Origin of the sequence: Bradyrhizobium sp. SZCCHNRI1009 (assembly GCF_032487575.1) — a bacterium.
Taxonomy (GTDB): Bacteria; Pseudomonadota; Alphaproteobacteria; order Rhizobiales; family Xanthobacteraceae; genus Bradyrhizobium.
Genome location: NZ_JAUEUL010000002.1, coordinates 145365 through 162075, shown reverse-complemented (window position 1 = coordinate 162075; position 16711 = coordinate 145365). Strand labels below are relative to the sequence as shown.

At 65.5% G+C, this 16711-nt stretch carries 18 protein-coding genes; 12 read left to right on the top strand and 6 right to left on the bottom strand.

Going from position 1 to position 16711, the window contains the following annotated elements; translation table 11 throughout:
• The first annotated feature begins 194 nt into the window (after nucleotides 1-194).
• A complete protein-coding gene (locus QX010_RS04305; protein WP_316177843.1) occupies nucleotides 195-1307 on the top strand; it encodes an IS4 family transposase in 1113 nt (370 codons plus the stop codon).
• A 338-nt stretch (nucleotides 1308-1645) separates the two neighbouring features.
• Here QX010_RS04305 and QX010_RS04300 read toward each other — a convergent pair whose 3' ends face one another.
• Nucleotides 1646-1990 carry a hypothetical protein gene (locus QX010_RS04300; protein WP_316177841.1) on the bottom strand — a complete coding sequence of 115 codons (345 nt, stop codon included), beginning with the start codon at nucleotides 1988-1990 and terminating at the stop codon, nucleotides 1646-1648.
• Nucleotides 1991-2654: 664 nt separating this feature from the next.
• Between QX010_RS04300 and QX010_RS04295 the strand changes: the two genes are divergently transcribed.
• The 3 genes from QX010_RS04295 to QX010_RS04285 all read left to right on the top strand — a co-directional run bounded on the left by QX010_RS04295 (nucleotide 2655) and on the right by QX010_RS04285 (nucleotide 4862).
• Nucleotides 2655-3914, top strand: coding sequence for an acyltransferase (locus tag QX010_RS04295; protein ID WP_316177840.1), 1260 nt, complete (start codon nucleotides 2655-2657; stop codon nucleotides 3912-3914).
• Nucleotides 3915-4140: 226 nt separating this feature from the next.
• Nucleotides 4141-4398 (top strand): hypothetical protein, encoded by a 258-nt coding sequence (locus tag QX010_RS04290; RefSeq protein ID WP_315804366.1) that lies wholly within the window; start codon nucleotides 4141-4143, stop codon nucleotides 4396-4398.
• A 194-nt stretch (nucleotides 4399-4592) separates the two neighbouring features.
• Nucleotides 4593-4862, top strand: coding sequence for a hypothetical protein (locus tag QX010_RS04285; RefSeq protein ID WP_316177837.1), 270 nt, complete (start codon nucleotides 4593-4595; stop codon nucleotides 4860-4862).
• Between the two features lie 135 nt (nucleotides 4863-4997).
• Here the strand turns inward: QX010_RS04285 and QX010_RS04280 are convergent, their stop codons facing one another.
• A complete protein-coding gene (locus tag QX010_RS04280; RefSeq protein ID WP_316177835.1) occupies nucleotides 4998-5618 on the bottom strand; it encodes a glutathione S-transferase in 621 nt (206 codons plus the stop codon).
• A 108-nt stretch (nucleotides 5619-5726) separates the two neighbouring features.
• Between QX010_RS04280 and QX010_RS04275 the strand changes: the two genes are divergently transcribed.
• Nucleotides 5727-6233: a mismatch-specific DNA-glycosylase gene (locus QX010_RS04275; protein WP_316177833.1), complete on the top strand. Its 507-nt coding sequence runs from the start codon at nucleotides 5727-5729 to the stop codon at nucleotides 6231-6233.
• Between the two features lie 1080 nt (nucleotides 6234-7313).
• On the opposite strand, the gene QX010_RS04270 is transcribed toward QX010_RS04275, so the two are convergent.
• Entirely contained in the window at nucleotides 7314-7754 is a 441-nt protein-coding gene (locus tag QX010_RS04270; RefSeq protein ID WP_316177832.1) for a hypothetical protein, read from the bottom strand.
• Between the two features lie 426 nt (nucleotides 7755-8180).
• On the opposite strand from QX010_RS04270, the gene QX010_RS04265 reads away from it, so the two are divergent.
• Both QX010_RS04265 and QX010_RS04260 read left to right on the top strand, forming a co-directional pair.
• Complete coding sequence (locus QX010_RS04265) at nucleotides 8181-8450, top strand: helix-turn-helix domain-containing protein (protein WP_315755333.1); 270 nt, start codon at nucleotides 8181-8183, stop codon at nucleotides 8448-8450.
• Between the two features lie 161 nt (nucleotides 8451-8611).
• Entirely contained in the window at nucleotides 8612-9139 is a 528-nt protein-coding gene (locus QX010_RS04260; protein ID WP_316177830.1) for a collagen-like protein, read from the top strand.
• Between the two features lie 29 nt (nucleotides 9140-9168).
• Here QX010_RS04260 and QX010_RS04255 read toward each other — a convergent pair whose 3' ends face one another.
• Entirely contained in the window at nucleotides 9169-9441 is a 273-nt protein-coding gene (locus QX010_RS04255) for a DUF2277 domain-containing protein (protein ID WP_316177828.1), read from the bottom strand.
• A gap of 96 nt (nucleotides 9442-9537) precedes the next feature.
• Here QX010_RS04255 and QX010_RS04250 point away from each other — a divergent pair, with 96 nt between their 5' ends.
• The 5 genes from QX010_RS04250 to QX010_RS04230 all read left to right on the top strand — a co-directional run bounded on the left by QX010_RS04250 (nucleotide 9538) and on the right by QX010_RS04230 (nucleotide 15642).
• Nucleotides 9538-10599 carry an alpha/beta fold hydrolase gene (locus QX010_RS04250; RefSeq protein ID WP_316177827.1) on the top strand — a complete coding sequence of 354 codons (1062 nt, stop codon included), beginning with the start codon at nucleotides 9538-9540 and terminating at the stop codon, nucleotides 10597-10599.
• Nucleotides 10600-10620: 21 nt separating this feature from the next.
• On the top strand, nucleotides 10621-10974 hold the full coding sequence (locus QX010_RS04245) for a hypothetical protein (RefSeq protein ID WP_315804358.1): 354 nt from the start codon (nucleotides 10621-10623) through the stop codon (nucleotides 10972-10974).
• A 163-nt stretch (nucleotides 10975-11137) separates the two neighbouring features.
• Nucleotides 11138-12259 (top strand): efflux RND transporter periplasmic adaptor subunit, encoded by a 1122-nt coding sequence (locus QX010_RS04240; RefSeq protein ID WP_315804357.1) that lies wholly within the window; start codon nucleotides 11138-11140, stop codon nucleotides 12257-12259.
• Nucleotides 12260-15334: a CusA/CzcA family heavy metal efflux RND transporter gene (locus QX010_RS04235; RefSeq protein WP_316177825.1), complete on the top strand. Its 3075-nt coding sequence runs from the start codon at nucleotides 12260-12262 to the stop codon at nucleotides 15332-15334. It begins immediately after the preceding gene.
• Nucleotides 15331-15642: a DUF3240 family protein gene (locus tag QX010_RS04230; RefSeq protein ID WP_315804523.1), complete on the top strand. Its 312-nt coding sequence runs from the start codon at nucleotides 15331-15333 to the stop codon at nucleotides 15640-15642. Before QX010_RS04235 ends, QX010_RS04230 begins: the two co-directional genes overlap by 4 nt.
• Nucleotides 15643-15735: 93 nt before the next feature.
• Here the strand turns inward: QX010_RS04230 and bfr are convergent, their stop codons facing one another.
• A complete protein-coding gene (gene bfr / locus QX010_RS04225; protein WP_315717837.1) occupies nucleotides 15736-16221 on the bottom strand; it encodes a bacterioferritin in 486 nt (161 codons plus the stop codon).
• A gap of 120 nt (nucleotides 16222-16341) precedes the next feature.
• Nucleotides 16342-16626, bottom strand: a complete 285-nt coding sequence (locus QX010_RS04220) for a bacterioferritin-associated ferredoxin (protein WP_315804522.1) — start codon at nucleotides 16624-16626, stop codon at nucleotides 16342-16344.
• Nucleotides 16627-16711: the final 85 nt, after the last annotated feature.

The window sequence follows — 16711 nt, the reverse complement described above, 5'->3', positions numbered from 1 at the left end:
TGTTCAGGCGCCTCAACCACAGAGAACGGCGCGCGTGAATGCGTCCTCTCCCCTTGTGGGAGAGGACATGTAGGACAGAGCGGCAAGTGCGGTTCGGTGAGGGGTATGTCTCCGCGAGTCGAGTTCGCCGAGACATACCCCCATTGGCGCTAACTTACCATTTTGCTGCCGGAAATGGATGATTCCTCGGTCGAGTGACTGACGAATCGCTTTCGAACACCGAATGGCTGCGCACTATCGCTCGGTTGGGCGGCGCTGACCTGCTTGAGCATGAGGCTCGGGAATTTGGGGCTTTCAAACGAGCCCGCAAGGTCGAATGTGCCGTGGATCAGCTGCGGCTGGTGCTCGCGTATTGTTGGGGGACGCGCGGGCTGCGATTGACCGCCGCATGGGCTGAGGCGATGGGACTTGCCTCATTGTCGAATGTCGCGCTTCTCAAGCGGCTACGCAACTCGGCGGATTGGCTCGAACAACTGGTCAGCCGGCTGCTCGTTGGGAGCGCAGGTGAGACCTGCCTGGCCGCGGCGAAAGGCCGACCGGTCCGTCTTGTGGATGCCACGGCGGTGGCAAAAGCCGGCCGCAATGATCGAGAATCCGGCGGCGTATGGCGGATACATTCAGCTTTCGATCTGGCGAGCGAACGCTTTACCGCCTTCGAACTGACGGATGAGAGCGAGGGCGAGGTCATCGATCGCGCCGGTGTCGTGCCGGGCGAAATTCGCGTCGGCGATCGTGCCTATCTGCAGCCCGATCGGGTCGCCAAGGTGCTTGCTGAAAGCGCTGATATCGTAGTGCGCGCCAAATGGAATGGCGCTCGTTGGCTCGACGCCGACGCGAACCGTCTCGATCTCATTGCTCTGCTAAAAAAGTCGCGTGGCAAGGGACTGGTTGATCGGCCCGTCTGGATCAAGGCTTCGGCGAAAGAGCCTATCGCATTACGTCTGGTGGCGATCCGAAAGCCGAAGCAGGCGCGCGATGCCACGATCGAAAAGATCACGCGCCGGGCACGAGACATGGGCCGCAAGCTGCAGCCCGAGACGTTGGTCGCGGCCGAATGGGTCATCATCATCACCTCGCTCGATCGCGATGAATATCCACTTCCAGCAATCAGCAGCCTCTATCGATTGCGGTGGCGCATCGAGATCGCCTTCAAGCATCTCAAGAGCAGTATCGGCCTCGCGCGACCACCGGGCGAGGATCCCAGGAGTGCGAGAGCGCACATCCTCTGTCATCTTCTGCTGGCGCTGCTGACCGAGCCGCTCATCGCGGAACATCTCGGTGACTCTCCCCGCCGGGAGGCCGCGTGAAGAACGGCGTCTGGCGCCTATTGCGCTTGATCGTCGAGGCCCTCGTCGACGCCGTCATCCCCAAACCCGACGTGCAAACGTTGCGGGCCGCTGCGCGGAACATTCAACGCCATCTCCAAGAGCCGCCAAGAAAACGAGAATACCAAGCGTTAATTTGGTAAGTTAGCGCCAATGGACATACCCCTCACCCGACCGCATGGATGGATGGATGGGCCGTACATGCCCTCTCCCACAAGGGGCGAGGGCGCTGTATCTCGCGGCGCCATGCTCGGCCGCGTGACGCCAAAGCGTGGCTGTGGAACCGATGCCCCCCCCCCCGCACCCGGCCCTCGCCCTTCCTACGGCACGTTGATCTGCTTCCTGCTGGTGGCGCCGATCACTTCGATCCCCTTTTTGCCGCGCAAATGCGTGATGTCGAGGACAACGTGATACGGCGCGGTCTGCGGCAGGCCGATGCCGCTCTGGCAGCCGACCACCTCGATGCCCCAATATTCGGGTTGCCGGATATAGATCAGTGGATGCAATTCGACCTTCATCGTGACCCAGGGCTTGGTGCCGGTGACGATCAGGAAGTAGGTGTCCGGAACGATGCCAGGCACCACGGTCGCGCTGTCGAACGTGATGATCCTGCACGAGGTGGACTGAGGCAGAGCCTCGAATGCCTTGATATGGGCTTCTTCCATGACAAGCTCCGTTGAAATGACACTCAAAAATTGGCTGCACTCAAACAATCGACGATCTTAAACTTCAATTCCGCAACTCACAACCAATGATTGTTAATCTGCGCTGCACACCAACGACGTGGTTGACGCGCATTCGCCGTGTGGGCGCTCGCACTCCGGAAGATGCTGATCGAGGGCGTCGCGGCGATCGCGACACCGTCGGGCGGGCAGAGCGTTCGACGGCGCTCGCAGAGCGGCGGCGGAGGCGTGCCCGCCGCGGTGGACACGGTGGGTACGCTCCCGCCGGCGCGTGGTGATGCAGTGAGCAAGACGTCGCTTTGCTTTGCCCACCCTGCGGTTCTGCCGGTGAGGCGACAGTCAATGGCTACGATGGTCGTCCGGCGATGGTGATGCCGATTGCAGGCGGCGAAGACGAGACGCGCGGAATACGCCGACCGAGCTAAACGCGTCGCCTCCTCCGCATCCTCCGCATCGGCATCGCGAGTTCCCTCGCCTTCACCTGCCCTGACGCCGTCATCTGCCGCCGCATCCGGCGACTTGCCTCATTTCATCGCAACCCTGCGTCGTCATGACACCCGCCCTGCTATTTCGCTGCTTGCGGATTATTTAATTTTTAAATAGGATTTAATAGTCTGAAACATTATCTCCGAAAATCTAGCGATAAATGTTTTATCCATGGCCCTTTCATGCCCTGTTCCGCCTCGCGGCCGCCGCCACGGCGCCGTTGCGGGAGGCGATCCGGGAGGCCTTCCAGGCCCAGGTCTATCCGCTCGGCTACGTTCCCTCGCATGACGGCATGCGCGGGCTGATGACCCTGGGCGTCGTCACGGCGCACGTCTCGCATACGCTCGTGCCGGGCGCGGTGCTCTATATCGACCTGTTCTTCGTCGCCAGCGCCTATTACATCACCGGCCTGCTGCTGCGGGACATCGACAAGCACGGCCACATCAGGTTCCGGCAGTTCTATGCGCGGCGCTTCGCCCGGATCGTGCCGCCGCTGCTGCTGATGCTCGCCGCCTACCTGCTGTTCACCTGGCTGCTGCGGCCGCCGTTGCTGCCGGCGGTCGAGCGCGCCGCGATCGCGCTCTCCTACATGTCCAACTACTGGTACGTGTTCGATCCGAAGACGATCGAGGATATCGGCCACACCTGGACCTTGTCGACCGAGGAGCAGTTCTATCTGCTGTGGCCGCTGACATTTGTATTCCTGGTGAAGCGCTTCGGCGTCACCTGGCGGCTGGTCGGCGCCATCTGTGCCATTGCGGCCGCGATCTGGGCCTGGCGCGTCGCGCTGGTGCTCGATGGCGCCGAATGGCGGCGGCTCTACACCGCGTTCGACACCCGCGCCGACGCCCTGATGGCGGGATGCGCGATGGCCGTCGTGCTCAGGCTGGTGCCGCACGGCTCCTCGCCGGCGCTCGACCGGCTCTGGCCGAAGCTCGCATGGCCGCTGCTGATCTATTGGGGCACGGTCACCTTCCTGTTCTGGCCGGCGGACGGACCGAGCATGAACTACTATCTGTTCGGCAGCATGGTGTGCGGCGTGCTTCCCGGCATCCTCGCGCTGACCATGCTGGCGCGCAGCCACGGCACGATTGTCCACCGCATCTTCGAATGGCCGGTCGCGCTCTTCCTCGGCCGGATCTTCTACGGCATCTATCTCTGGCACCTGCCGATCCTGAATTTCCTGGACAGCTACGGCGTCTGGTGGCCGCTGCGGCTCGCGATCGGGCTGCCGCTGTCGGTCCTGGCGGCCACGCTGTCCTACGCCTATCTCGAGCGCCACTTCCTGCGCCGGCGCGCGCGGCCGGTGGCCCCGCAGCCGCCGCCCATCGGCGTGGTCCCGGCTTTCGTCCCGACAGCGAGCTTCGCGGCGGATCTCAGGTTCTCCTCCCGCCAAGGCACCGAGACCGTCCGCCCCTGACGCTCGCGCCGACGTCGCCGACGTGACGGCGTCGGATGGCGGCGGCCGCAATCCATGCGGCGCGCCGCGCATCCGGTGAGGCTCCGTTCGCTGCCATCCGCCTCGTCAGCCGTGATCGCGCGCTTTTGCCGCATGATTCCTGCGCGGCTGCCTTCAAAATGAACGAGACCGCTCCGACACAGGGCCGGCCGCGGGCTGGGGCCAGTTTGTTGCCGGAGTTTTCACGATGCCTCGTTTCACCACAGTCTGTTTGGCCGCAGGCCTCGCCGCGGCCACCCTGCTGGCCGCCGCGCCGGCGCAGGCCGGCTACTACATCATCCGCTGGGACAATACCGGCATCTGCCAGGTCTGGAGCGAGGCCTTCGCATTCAAGCCGGTCGCATGGCCGTCGAGCTATCAGGTCATCAGCCGGCCGGTGCCGACGTTCAACGACGCCGTGACCCGGCAGATCAGGCTGCGCCAGCAGGGCCGCTGCACGCTCTGAGCCCGCGCCCGCCTGATGGCATCATGTGACGGCGGCATGTCGTCGTTCACATCCCGGACATCGCTGTGAATGACGGCACGCGCAAGCTTGCGTTGCGCGCGCTTTTGTCGCACCACTTTCGCCTTGGTCCGGCCGCACGGCCGGTGGCCCGCGCGGGCGGGCGATTGTCGTTGTTTCGTTTGAGGAGATTGATGATGCGTCGCCTGACCACGCTCGCCGCCGCCGCGGCCATTGCTGCCGCCTCCATCGTGCCCACCGCATTCGCCGCGCCTGCGCCCAAGTCCGGCTACTACGTGATCCGCTGGGACAACACCGGCATCTGCCAGATCTGGAACACCGAGCTGCAGTCGAAGCCGGTGGAGTGGCCGTCGACCTACAAGATCGTCTCCAAGCCGGTGCCGACCTTCGTCGAGGCGACCAACATCCAGATCAAGCTGCGCGACGAGCGCCGCTGCTTCCTGTAAGCGGCGTCCGCACGCCGTCGTGCATGAGAGCATGATCCGGAACAGTGGAAACCAGTTTTCGGAAAAGATCATGCTCAAACAAGGAGATGAGATCATGATGCGATTCCGTTGAATCGCATCATGATCTAGCGCCGGTCAGGCTGCGCTGACCGCGCTGGCCTGCATCGGCACGAAGCCGGGCAGATCCCTGATCCGCGTCAGCCACGCCTGCACGTTCGGGAACGGCGTCAGCGACACGCCGCCTTCCGGCGCGTGCGCGGTGTAGCTGAACAGCGCGACGTCGGCGATGGTCGGTGCCGCGCCGGCGAGATATGGCCGCGCAGAGAGCTCGCCTTCCATCACCGTGAACAGGCCGTGGGCGAGCTGGTGCGCCTTCGCCATGTCCAGCGGCGCGCCGAACAGGGTCGCAACCCGCGCCGCCGCCGGACCGAACGCCAGCGGACCGGCCGCGGCCGACAGCCAGCGCTGCACCTGGGCCTGACCGAGCGGATCGCGCGGCAGCCATTTGCCAGCGTCGTCGTAGCGGCCGGCGAGATAGACCAGGATCGCGTTGGAATCGGGGATCACGGCATCGCCGTCGACCAGCACCGGCACCTGGCCGAACGGATTGAGCGCAAGAAAGTCCGGCCGCTTGTGCGCGCCGCCCTTGAGGTCGACCTCGATGAGCTCGCAAGGCAGGCCGAGCAGGCTCAGCATCAGCCGCGCGCGATGCGCGTGGCCGGAGAGGGCGAAATGATACAGACGACGTTGTGACATCAGGTGCTCCCGTGGCTTCCCGTCACATAGACCAGGGGCATCGCGGCAACAATGCAGCCCGCCGGCAACAGGCTGTTGCGGCGACCGCAACAATGCGACAACGACGCCATGGACCGCCTGCCCGATCAGCTCCAGCCCGGCCTGCGCCTCGTCTTCGTCGGCACCGCCGCGAGCGAACGGTCAGCCGCGACCGGACACTACTACGCTCATCCCGGCAACCGCTTCTGGCGCACGCTTCAGGCAATCGGCCTGACGCCGCGGCTGTACCAACCGCAGGAGTTTCCGGCGCTGCTGTCGCTCGGCATCGGCTTCACCGATCTGTGCAAGCAGGGCGCGGGCATGGACCATGTCGCGCTGAAGGCCGGCGTCGACGTCGCCGGCTTTGCCGCGAAGATCCGGCGCCATCGGCCGGCGACGGTCGCCTTCACCAGCAAGAAGGCCGCGAGCCTGTTCTACGCCCGGCCGACCAGTGCGATCGCGCTCGGGCGGCAGCCGGAGCAGCATCATTTCCCGACCACGTTCGTGCTCGCCTCCCCCTCCGGCGCGGCATCGGGCGCGTGGACGCTCGAACCGTGGTGGGAGTTGGCGGCGCATGTCGCCGGGGATCGCGTCTGAAGCAGCGCCTGTCACCGCTTTCGATGAGGATCGGTAGGGTGGGCAAAGCAGCCGCCCGCAGGGCGGTCGCGTGCCCACCGTCCATCCGCATGGGCGCAAGCAGGCGGTGGGCACGGCGCGCATCGCACACCGTATCGAGCAACGAGCAGCATGCGCGCGCCTTTGCCCACCCTACACACTCGCTGACGACGATCCGCGCATGCCGATGACTGCGCCCTCTCCCCTTGTGGGAGAGGGCATGTAGGACAGAGCGGCAAACGCGCTCGGGTGAGGGGTCTCTCTCTCTCCGAGTGTCGTTTACTGAGAGAGACCCCTCACCCAAGCGAGTGAGCTGATAGGCCGGAGATGCCCTCTCCCACAAGGGGAGAGGGCGCAGCATCGCAGAGCGCAGTGCTGGCGATCCGACGCGCGGTTATGGCTATCCACGTCACCGACGTGAAGCATCCCCTCCCTGCCCGACGGGCAATCCGCGCATCCGTGCCATGCGCAAACTGCCCGTCGTGTTAGTTTGCCGCAGGCATTAGAGCTTGTCATGTCGGGCAAATCAGGACGATGTTTTCGCTCAACCCGCCTCATGCAGAGGGACGTACGCGTCGTCACGATACGTGGAGGTGGGCCGCGGTGGACGTGATCGCTGCGCCGGACGAGCGCGAGTGGTCACGTACGGCGAAGTCGTGATGTCCTGATACCCCGACGCTGGTATCACGTGCGTGCTCATGCGGAAGCGTGGCGCGTGCAATGGCGGCCAACAAGCCGGCGCGCCAGGGAGACCACGTATAAGCCGTCAGACCATGCGCGCAGGGAAGGCCGGGATGTCTCCGCCGAACCTGTGGTTCTGCCGCGTGCTTTTTGTTGCACGCGGACCATGGGAGCGGCGAGCTCCCGGCCTTCCCTGCCCCCCTCGATATCAGACGGGGCTCGCACGATGCATTCCTCGCGCACGCGGTGCGGCGAGAACGCGGAGTCATGAGTCCGGAGAGATAGATGTTGGCGTCGCGCTCAGCACGGAAAACGCTGTCATCGCCGGCGCAGGCGGGCGACGACAGCTCGTTGCGTGGGGCTGACCGGGCGACGCGACAACTACCTGATCGTGATCGCGAGACCCGACAGGTCGACGTTCGCCAGCAGCCCGATCTGCTCACCCGACAGCTCCAGCACCGCGCCCTTCTGGTTGGTCAGCACGATGCCGCGCACGCCGCGGCCGACGGCGAGGCCCGCGCCGGCGGCACCGTAGACGCCCTCGACGTCGGACGGACGCCAGATGTTGCTGACGCGGCCGCGCAGCACCGTGCGCGAGCCGCCGAACACCAGGCCCCAATCGAGGCCGCCGGTCGACAGCGGATAGGCGCGGCCGTGGAAGTTCAACACGCCGCTGCCGCCGGAGCCGCCGATGATCCACCCCGCCTTGTAGATGGTCAGCGTGATGAAGCCGCCATCCGCATGCGCCGTAGCCGGAATGACGGCGCCGCAAGCAGCCGTCAGTGCCACCAGCAGACCACGGACGAAGGATGCAATTCTCATGGATGAAGTCTCCAGCGAAGTGAACTTGAGGTAATTCGATGGCCACGTGTGACGATCGCGCCCCATCAAGCGAATCGATCCGGCCGAATTTAGCCCTTTGCGCGGCACCGCGCATGCGCCGCCGCCGGTGTGTTCGAAATGACGCGCTCGCAGTGCAGGAACTGTGGCGGCGCGAATGTCAGCCGCCCGCATGGCGTGGGACGAAGGCCAGCCGACCGGGATGTGCCGCGGGCGCTGGCGAAATGGGTCGAGACCCGCGCAGAACCAAGGCGATTTCGGGGTATTTGGCGCGTGCAAGGCCGCCGGGCGCCGGCGTTAAGGCCCCATTAACCTTGTCCGACCACGGTGATTTACGGGCTGGATGTTTAGTTGGTCTCGATGTTTGCGCGTCGTTTCTGTCGGCGCGGGCGTTGATCGGGAGGTGTTATGTCGCAAGAGTTGTCATCCGAAGCCGCAAGTCCGTCACTCGTGCCGCTTGCCATGCCACCGTCGCGCTCCGCGGCGGAAGTCCTGCCGCTGTTGATCGGCACGCCCCTGTCAGAGATCGAGCGCGAGCTGATCGTGCAGACCCTGGCGCGCTGCAACGGCAACCGTACCCACGCCGCAAGGCTGCTCGGCATGCCCGTGCGCACCTTGCGCAACAAGATCCGCAGCTACACGGCCGACGGCATCGCGGTGCCGGCCTACTCGGCCTGATCCGACGGCGGCCACGCGATATCCCATCGCGTGGAACTCATCAGGATGCGGCGCCGATTGATGTTGATCAATCGGCCTCGCAGCCCTGCTGCAATTGCTGCCGTCGTCGCCGCTCTGTTAGGCTTCGCTGCGAATCAAAGACGTGTAGCGGAGTTGCGGTAGTGGCAAAGAATCCGGCCGGACGCGGCCTGCAGGGCCTGGTGGGTCCACGTGGCCCGCAAGGGCAGCCCGGGCGGCGCGGACCGGATGGTCAGCGCGGCAAGCCGGGTCCCGACGGCAAGGCGGGTCCGCAAGGCAGGCCCGGCCCGCAGGGGCCGCGCGGCGAGGCCGGTCCGCCCGGCAAGCCGGGACCTGCCGGACCGCAAGGTCCCCAGGGCGAGCCGGGGCCGCCGGGCACCTTGCCGACGATCGATCAGCTGATGCCCTGGCTGGAGCAGATCTTCGCCGCCTATGACGACTACAAACGCGCGCGGGATCGCGAGGCGCATGAGCGCGAGGCCGAGCTGGTCGCGGTGCGCGACATCTTCGCCGCCACCACGCATGACGATGCGCTGGACGAGGCCTTCGAGGACGACGATCCGCACGAGATCGACCTCCCGAAGAAGAAGAAAAAGAAGAAGGGCAAGAAAAAGAAGAAGCACGAGAAGCACGCCGAGGGCCGCGACGACCACGACGATGAGGGCTTCTGAGCTTCGGCTGCGTCCGGGTGCGGCGGGCCTCAGCGGGGGCCGAACCTGGCCGCCGAGCGCTCCCGCGCCTTGGCCGCCTCGATCTCGCGGTCGCGCGGCGGCGCCTGGGTGTGCAGCGAGGTCAGGAGCCGCCGCGCGGCGTCGGCCACCTCCTCGACCGCCCGGGTGAAGGCGGCCTCGTTAGCCTGCGACGGCGCATTGAAGCCGGACAGCTTGCGCACGAACTGCAGGGCCGAGGCCTGGATTTCAGCCTCGGTCGCCGGCGGCTCGAAATTGAACAGCGTCTTGATGTTGCGGCACATGATGGGTCCCATCAATCCGGTACTGAACCAGGTCGCGGACCGTGCTATCATGCCCCCGACGCAGCCGGAAGAGCTGCGCTTGATCAGGGGGAGTCCATGTTTCGACCGCTTGCCGCCGTTTTTGCCGCCGTCATCGTTTTTTGCGCGCCGGCCCGCGCCGCCGACTATCCCGCCCCGAAGCAGGGCGACTTCGTCGTCAAGGATTTCAAGTTTCACACCGGCGAAACGCTGCCGGAGCTGAAGCTGCACTATACGACGGTCGGCGAGCCGACCGGACAGCCGGTGCTGGTGCTGCATGGCACCGGCGGCTCCGGTGCAAGCATGCTGGGGCCGACCTTCGCCGGCGAATTGTTCGGCAAGGACCAGCCGCTCGACGCGAGCAAGTACTACATCATCATCCCCGACAGCATCGGCCACGGCAAATCGTCAAAGCCCTCCGACGGGCTGAAGACGAAATTTCCCGCCTATGACTATGCCGACATGGTCGACGCGCAGCACCGCCTGCTGACCGAGGGGCTCGGCATCAAGCACCTGCGGCTCGTGATCGGCAATTCGATGGGCGGCATGCATAGCTGGGTGTGGGCCACGCGCTATCCGGAGTTCATGGACGTGGCGGTGCCGATGGCCTCGCAGCCGACCGAAATGGCGGCCCGCAACTGGATGCTGCGCCGGCTGATGCTGGAGACGATCCGCAACGATCCCGACTACAACGGCGGCAACTACACCGCACAGCCGCGCATGATGAAATACGCCGTCACGGCCTACGCCACCGCCTCGGCCGGCGGCACCGTCGCCTATCAGCTCGCGGCGCCGACCGCCGCCAAGGCCGACAAGCTGGTCGAGGAGCGGCTCGCCACGCCGATCCCCGCCGACGCCAACGACTTCATCTATCAGTGGGATTCCTCGCACGACTACAATCCGTCCGCCGATCTCGACAAGATCAAGGCGACCGTGATGCTGATCAATTCGGCCGACGACGAGCGCAACCCGCCGGAGACCGGCGTGACCGTGGACGCGATGAAGCGCGTCGCCAACGGCAAGCTCTTCCTCATCCCGACCTCGGCCGCGACGCGCGGCCACCTGACCACCGGGAATGCGAAGTTCTACGCCGAGCCGCTGCGCGACCTGCTGGCGACGGCGCCGCAGCGCGGCATGTAGATCGACGAAAGGGAGCAGCGCATGCGCAGGATGGTGGTGGCTGCTCTCACGATCGGCTCGCTCGCCTGCGCGACCGTGGCGGCCGCTTTCGACAACGGGCAGTTCGACAATGTCCCGCCCGACATTCGCGCGTGGTTCAAGAGCGTGATCGCGCCCAACGGCGTGCCGTGCTGCGATATCTCCGACGGCCACCGCACGACCTATGACGTGCGCGACGGCACCTATTGGGTACCGATCGAGGGCCGATGGATGGCGGTACCGGAGCGCGCCATCATCCGCGACCGCGGCAACCCGATCGGCGAAGCCGTGGTGTGGTACGTCCATCACCGCGGCGACATCATCATCAGCTGTTTCGTTCCAGCCGATGCCGTGTGAGACGCTGGCGCGTGCGATGCCACCAATGCGACTCGTTGGCGGTACGAGAAGTAACCTCCCGGGTTCGTGACCAGCTCCGATTGACCCAAGTCAACAGTCGCGGAAATCTGCCGAAATAGTGTACAGAATGTGTCATGCATGCACCTGAAGATTCCTAGTCGAGATGCCCAAGCGATTCCTCCACCGGTCTGCGGCCCGTCTGTGCCGCGCAGCTCTCGCGCTGGCTCTCGTCGTCGGGCCTTGCGCCGCGTCAGGCGATGATGAGCTGAAGCTCACGCCGAGCCAGGCGCAGAACCTCGGCGTGCGCGTGACGCATCCGATCTCCAGCCGGATGGACAGGACGCTGCCTTATCCCGCGCAGATCGTCATTCCCACGCCTCAGCTGTGGGTCGTCAGCGCGCCCGTCGCGGGGATGATCACCAACCTCGCCGTTGCCCGCGGCGATCGCGTGGCCGTCGGACAGCCGCTGCTCACACTGGAGAGCCCGAGCTTCGTCTCGCTGCAGCGCGACTACCTGCATGCGCTGGCCCAGGAGGGCCTCGCGGCTCAGCAACTGAAGCGCAACGCCGACCTGTTCGAAGGCAAGGCCATCCCGCAACGCGTGCTGGAGTCGAGCCAGGCGGAAGCGCGCCAGGCCAGCATCGTCGTCGCCGAACGCCGGCAGATGCTGCACATCAGCGGTCTGTCCGACGAGGCGATCTCCCGGCTTAGCAGCGATGCGGCGATCAGCGCCACGCTTACCGTCACCGCGCCGCGTGCTGCGTCGGTGGTCGAGATCGCGGTATCGCCGGGCCAGCGCCTGGAGCAGGCCGCGTCCCTGGTGAAGCTCGCGCGGCTGTCGCCGCTCTGGGCCGAGATCGCGATTCCCGCGACCAACATCGGCGCGATCAAGACGGGCGCCAAGGTCGACATCGAAGGCTATGCGACACCGGGCCAGGTCATCCTGGTGTCCGAGACCACGGATGCCGCCACGCAGACCATTCTCGTCCGCGCCGAGATTCCCAACAATGGCGAGCTGCATTCCGGACAGATGGCGGCCGCTCGCATCGGCTTCATCTCAGCAGGCGAAAGCGCATGGGAGATTCCCTATAGCGGCCTCGTCCGTCGCGGCGAGCAGACCTCGGTGTTCGTCGCCACGGAAGGCGGTTTCCGGCTCGTCCCCGTGACGCTGCTCGCGGAGGATCAGGATCACGTCGTCATCGCCGGCCCCCTCACGGACAAGGACGAGATCGCCATCGGCGGCATCTCGGCGCTGCGCGGCATCCTCTCGCGACTGGGGCAGTAGATGCTGCAGCGGCTGGTCGCATTCGCGCTGTCGCAGCGGCTCTTCGTCATCCTGAGCACGCTGCTGGTGATCGGCGCGGGCGCTGTCGTCCTGCCGAGCCTGCCGATCGATGCCTTTCCGGACGTCTCGCCGGTCCAGGTGAAGATCATCATGAAGGCCCCCGGCCTGACGCCGGAAGAGGTCGAGCAGCGCATCACGGTCCCGATCGAGCTGGAGCTGCTCGGATTGCCGAACAAGAAGATCCTTCGGTCGGCGACCAAATATGCGCTGGCCGACATCACCGTCGACTTCGAGGACGGCACCGACATCTACTGGGCCCGCAATCAGGTGTCGGAGCGCCTCTCCAACATTTCGCGCGACTTCCCCGAGGGCGTGAGCGGCGGCCTTGCGCCGATCACCAGTCCGCTGGGCGAGATGTTCATGTTCACGATCGACAGTCCGGATCTGTCGCTGGCCGAGCGCCGGACCTTGCTCGACTGGGTCATCCGCCCGGCCCTGCGCACGGTGCCCGGGGTTGCCGACGTCAACGCGCTCGGCGGCTATGTTCGCGCCTTCGAAATCGTGCCGCGGAACGATGCGCTGGCGGCGCGCGGCATCTCGTCCGAGCTGTTTCGCAAGGCCATCGAGGCCAACAGCCGCAACGACGGTGCCGGGCGGGTCAACCAGGGCGAGGACAGCGCGCTGGTCCGCATCGAGGGCAGCATCCGCGGCATCGACGACATCCGCGCGATCATCGTCGACACCCGCGACGGAATCCCGATCCGGGTCAGCGACGTCGCGCGGGTCAAGATCGGCGCCCTCACCCGCTATGGCGCCGTCACGAAAGACGGCAAGGGCGAGACGGTCGAGGGGCTCGTGCTCGGCTTGCGCGGCGCCAACGCCGGACAATTGGTGCGCGACGTTCGGGCCCGGCTGGATGAGCTGAAGCCGTCGCTGCCGAGCAGCGTCACCATCAACGTGTTCTACGACCGCAGCCGGCTGGTCAACCGCGCCGTCGGCACGGTGGTCCGGGCGCTGGGCGAAGCCACGGTGCTCGTCGTCGTGCTGCTGCTGCTGTTCCTCGGCAATTGGCGCGCCTCGCTGGTGATTGCGCTCAGCCTGCCGCTCGCGATCGTAATGGCGCTGATCGTGATGCGGGCTGTCGGCATGTCCGCCAACCTGATGAGTCTCGGCGGCCTTGCGATCGCAATCGGCATGCTGATCGACGCGCTGGTCGTGGTGGTCGAGAACATCGTCGGCAATCTCGCCAAGCACGATCACGCAAGCACCACGCCGCTGATCCACATCGTCTACCGCTCCGTCTGCGAGGTCCTGCAGCCGGTCGCCTCGGGCGTCCTGATCATCATCATCGTGTTCGTTCCGCTGCTGACCTTGCAGGGGCTGGAGGGCAAGCTCTTCATTCCGGTCGCGCTGGCGATCATCTTCGCCCTGGCCGCGTCGCTGCTGCTGGCGCTGACGGTGCTTCCGGTCGCAACATCCTTCGTGCTCACATCCGCGTCGCATGACGATCCAGTGCTGATCCGCGCAGCGCAGCGCGTCTATGCACCCGCGCTCGACTGGGCGCTCGGGAACGAGCGCAAGGTGATCATAGCGGCGCTGGTCGGCCTCGTTGCCGCAGGATATGGCTACACCCAGCTGGGCAAGACCTTCATGCCGACGATGGACGAAGGCGACGTCATCGTCAGCGTGGAGACGCTGCCGTCCGTCAATCTCGACGAGTCCCTCGCCATCAATGCCCGGCTGCAGGCGGCCCTGATGAAGGTGCCCGACGTCGCCGGCATCATCGCGCGCACCGGCTCCGACGAGCTCGGGCTCGATCCGATGGGCCCCAATCAGACCGACACGTTCCTGGTGCTCAAGCCGGCGGACCAGAGGCAGACCAGCGATCGGGATGCCCTGCTCGAGAAGCTTCGCGAGGTCCTGACCGGCTTTCCCGGCGTCTCGCTCAGCTTCACGCAGCCGATCGACATGCGCGTGCAGGAGATGATCAGCGGCGTGCGCGGCGACGTCGCGGTGAAGATCTTCGGCCCGGACATCACCAAGCTCAACGAGATCGCAGCCAAGCTGTCGGCGATCATGTCCGACATCGACGGCGCCCAGGACGTCTACACGACGCTCAACGAAGGCGCGCAGTACTACACGATCGCCGTCAACCGCATGGAGGCGGGCCGCCTCGGGCTCACGGTGGACTCGATCTCGGCCTCCCTGCGCACGCAGATCGAAGGCCGGACGATCGGCACCGCGCTCGAGGAGGGACGCCGGACGCCGATCCTGGTCCGCGGCAGCGAGGCCACGCGGCAGGCGCCCACGATGCTGGCGGCATTGCCGCTGACGCTTGCGTCCGGCCAGCATGTCGCACTCTCTCAGGTCGCACGCATCCAGCGCGTCGACGGCCCGGTGAAGATCGACCGGGAGGACGGCAACCGCATGAGCGTGGTTCGCAGCAATGTCCGCGGCCGCGACATGGTCGGCTTCGTCCAGGCGGCCCAGCAAAGGGTCGCAACCGAGCTGCCGCTGCCGTCCGGCTATCGGCTGACATGGGGCGGGCAGTTCGAGAACCAGCAGCGTGCGGCCGCGCGTCTGTCCGTGGTGGTGCCGGTCGCGATCGGCTTGATCTTCGTGCTGCTCTTCACCACGTTCGGCTCGGTGCGCCAGGCCCTGCTCGTCCTCGTCAACATTCCGTTTGCGCTGATCGGCGGCGTGTTCGCGCTGGTCTCGAGCGGCGAATACCTCTCCGTTCCAGCCTCCGTCGGCTTCATCGCACTGCTCGGAATCGCCGTGCTCAACGGTGTCGTGCTGGTGTCTCATTTCAACCAGTTGCGCGCTCACGGGGTCCCCGAGCAGCGTATCGTGGTCGAAGGCGCCAAGCGCAGGCTGCGGCCTGTGCTGATGACGGCGAGCATCACGGCGCTCGGTTTGATCCCGCTGCTGTTTGCATCGGGGCCCGGATCGGAGGTCCAGCGGCCGCTCGCGATCGTCGTGATAGGCGGCCTGCTGTCGTCCACGCTGCTGACGCTGATCCTGTTGCCGATCCTGTATCGCCGCTACGGCGCCGCTGCGAAGGAAGCCACATGAGCAGCCAAGCCGTCTGCCTGACCCTGATCGTGCCGGATGCGCTTCACAGCGAGGTGCTCGACCATCTGAGCGAGCAGACCGATCTCGTGACGGGCTTCACCGCCTCGGAAGCGGCCGGACACGGCGCGCGCGTCCGGCTGCGGAGCGCCGCAGAGCGGGTGAAAGGACATGCCGACGAGGTCGTCGTGCGGATCGTGTTGCCGGAAGAGGATCTCGAGCGGCTACTGGAGCGGCTCAGGAGCGCGTTTGCGGGAACGCAGCTCGTCTATTGGGTCGTGCCCGTCACCGCCTTCGGCATCATCCAGTAGGCACGCCCGAGGTCGAAGGCGGTCGATTCAAGGCTTGAAACACCAGCCCTGAATCGCCCCGTTCCGAAGCGGACTGCCCCCTCGCCGCCGCCGTCAGTGCTCGCTCTCGAGGCCGCCGACGTGCTTCTGCGTGTAGAGCTCGAGCCCGATGCGGTTGATGAGGTCGAGCTGGGTCTCGAGGAAATCGATGTGATGCTCCTCGTCCTTCATCAGTTGCTCGAAAAGGTCGCGCGACACGTAGTCCTTGACGCCGTGGCAATAGGTGGCGGCCTCCTGATACAGCGTCCGCGCACCGATCTCGGCGGCGAGATCGCATTCGATGATCTCCTTGACGTTCTGGCCGATGCGCAGCGGATCGAGCACCTGCATGTTGGGGAAGCCGTCGAGGAAGAGAATGCGGTCGGTGAACTTGTCGGCGTGCTCCATCTCCTCGATGGATTCCTTGCGCCAGACCTTCGCCATGTCGAGAAGGCCCCAATTGTTCAACAGGCGATAGTGCAGCCAATATTGGTTGATGGCAGTCAGCTCGCTGCGCAATCCCTTGTTGAGATATTCGATGACCTTGGGGTCGCCCTGCATGGATAAGCTCCGAAAAAGTTAGAGGCCGCAGGCGCTCAATAACAGGTTCGAAGTGCGGAGACGACCCCCGTTCATGTGCATTTTTCGGGCGGAGAACGACGCGACCGAGTGCAATGCCTGTCAGCAGGCAGCAAGCGCGAAACGGCTCTGAAGGTCGTCATCGATCGCCTTCGCCGGCGTCGTCCCATGATGGTGGCCGTGCTGACAGCCGGCCTGGCAGGCGCGGGCACAGGGACCCAGCGCCTCGTCGATGATCGTCTTGATCGTGCGCGCACAGCGGCCGCATTCCGCGCTGCACCCCAGGCAACCGTAGACCTGCTTCGGGTTCCGCGGCAGTTCGTCCGCGGACTTTACCGCGTTGCGGATGTCGTGATCGCTGATGACGTTGCAGGAACAAACAATCATGAGAAACCGGCCAATCGTCCTTGGTCAGGTATCGATAGTCATCCGCAGCTACCCGCGCAAAGGGAAAACGGCGCTTTTGAAGCTA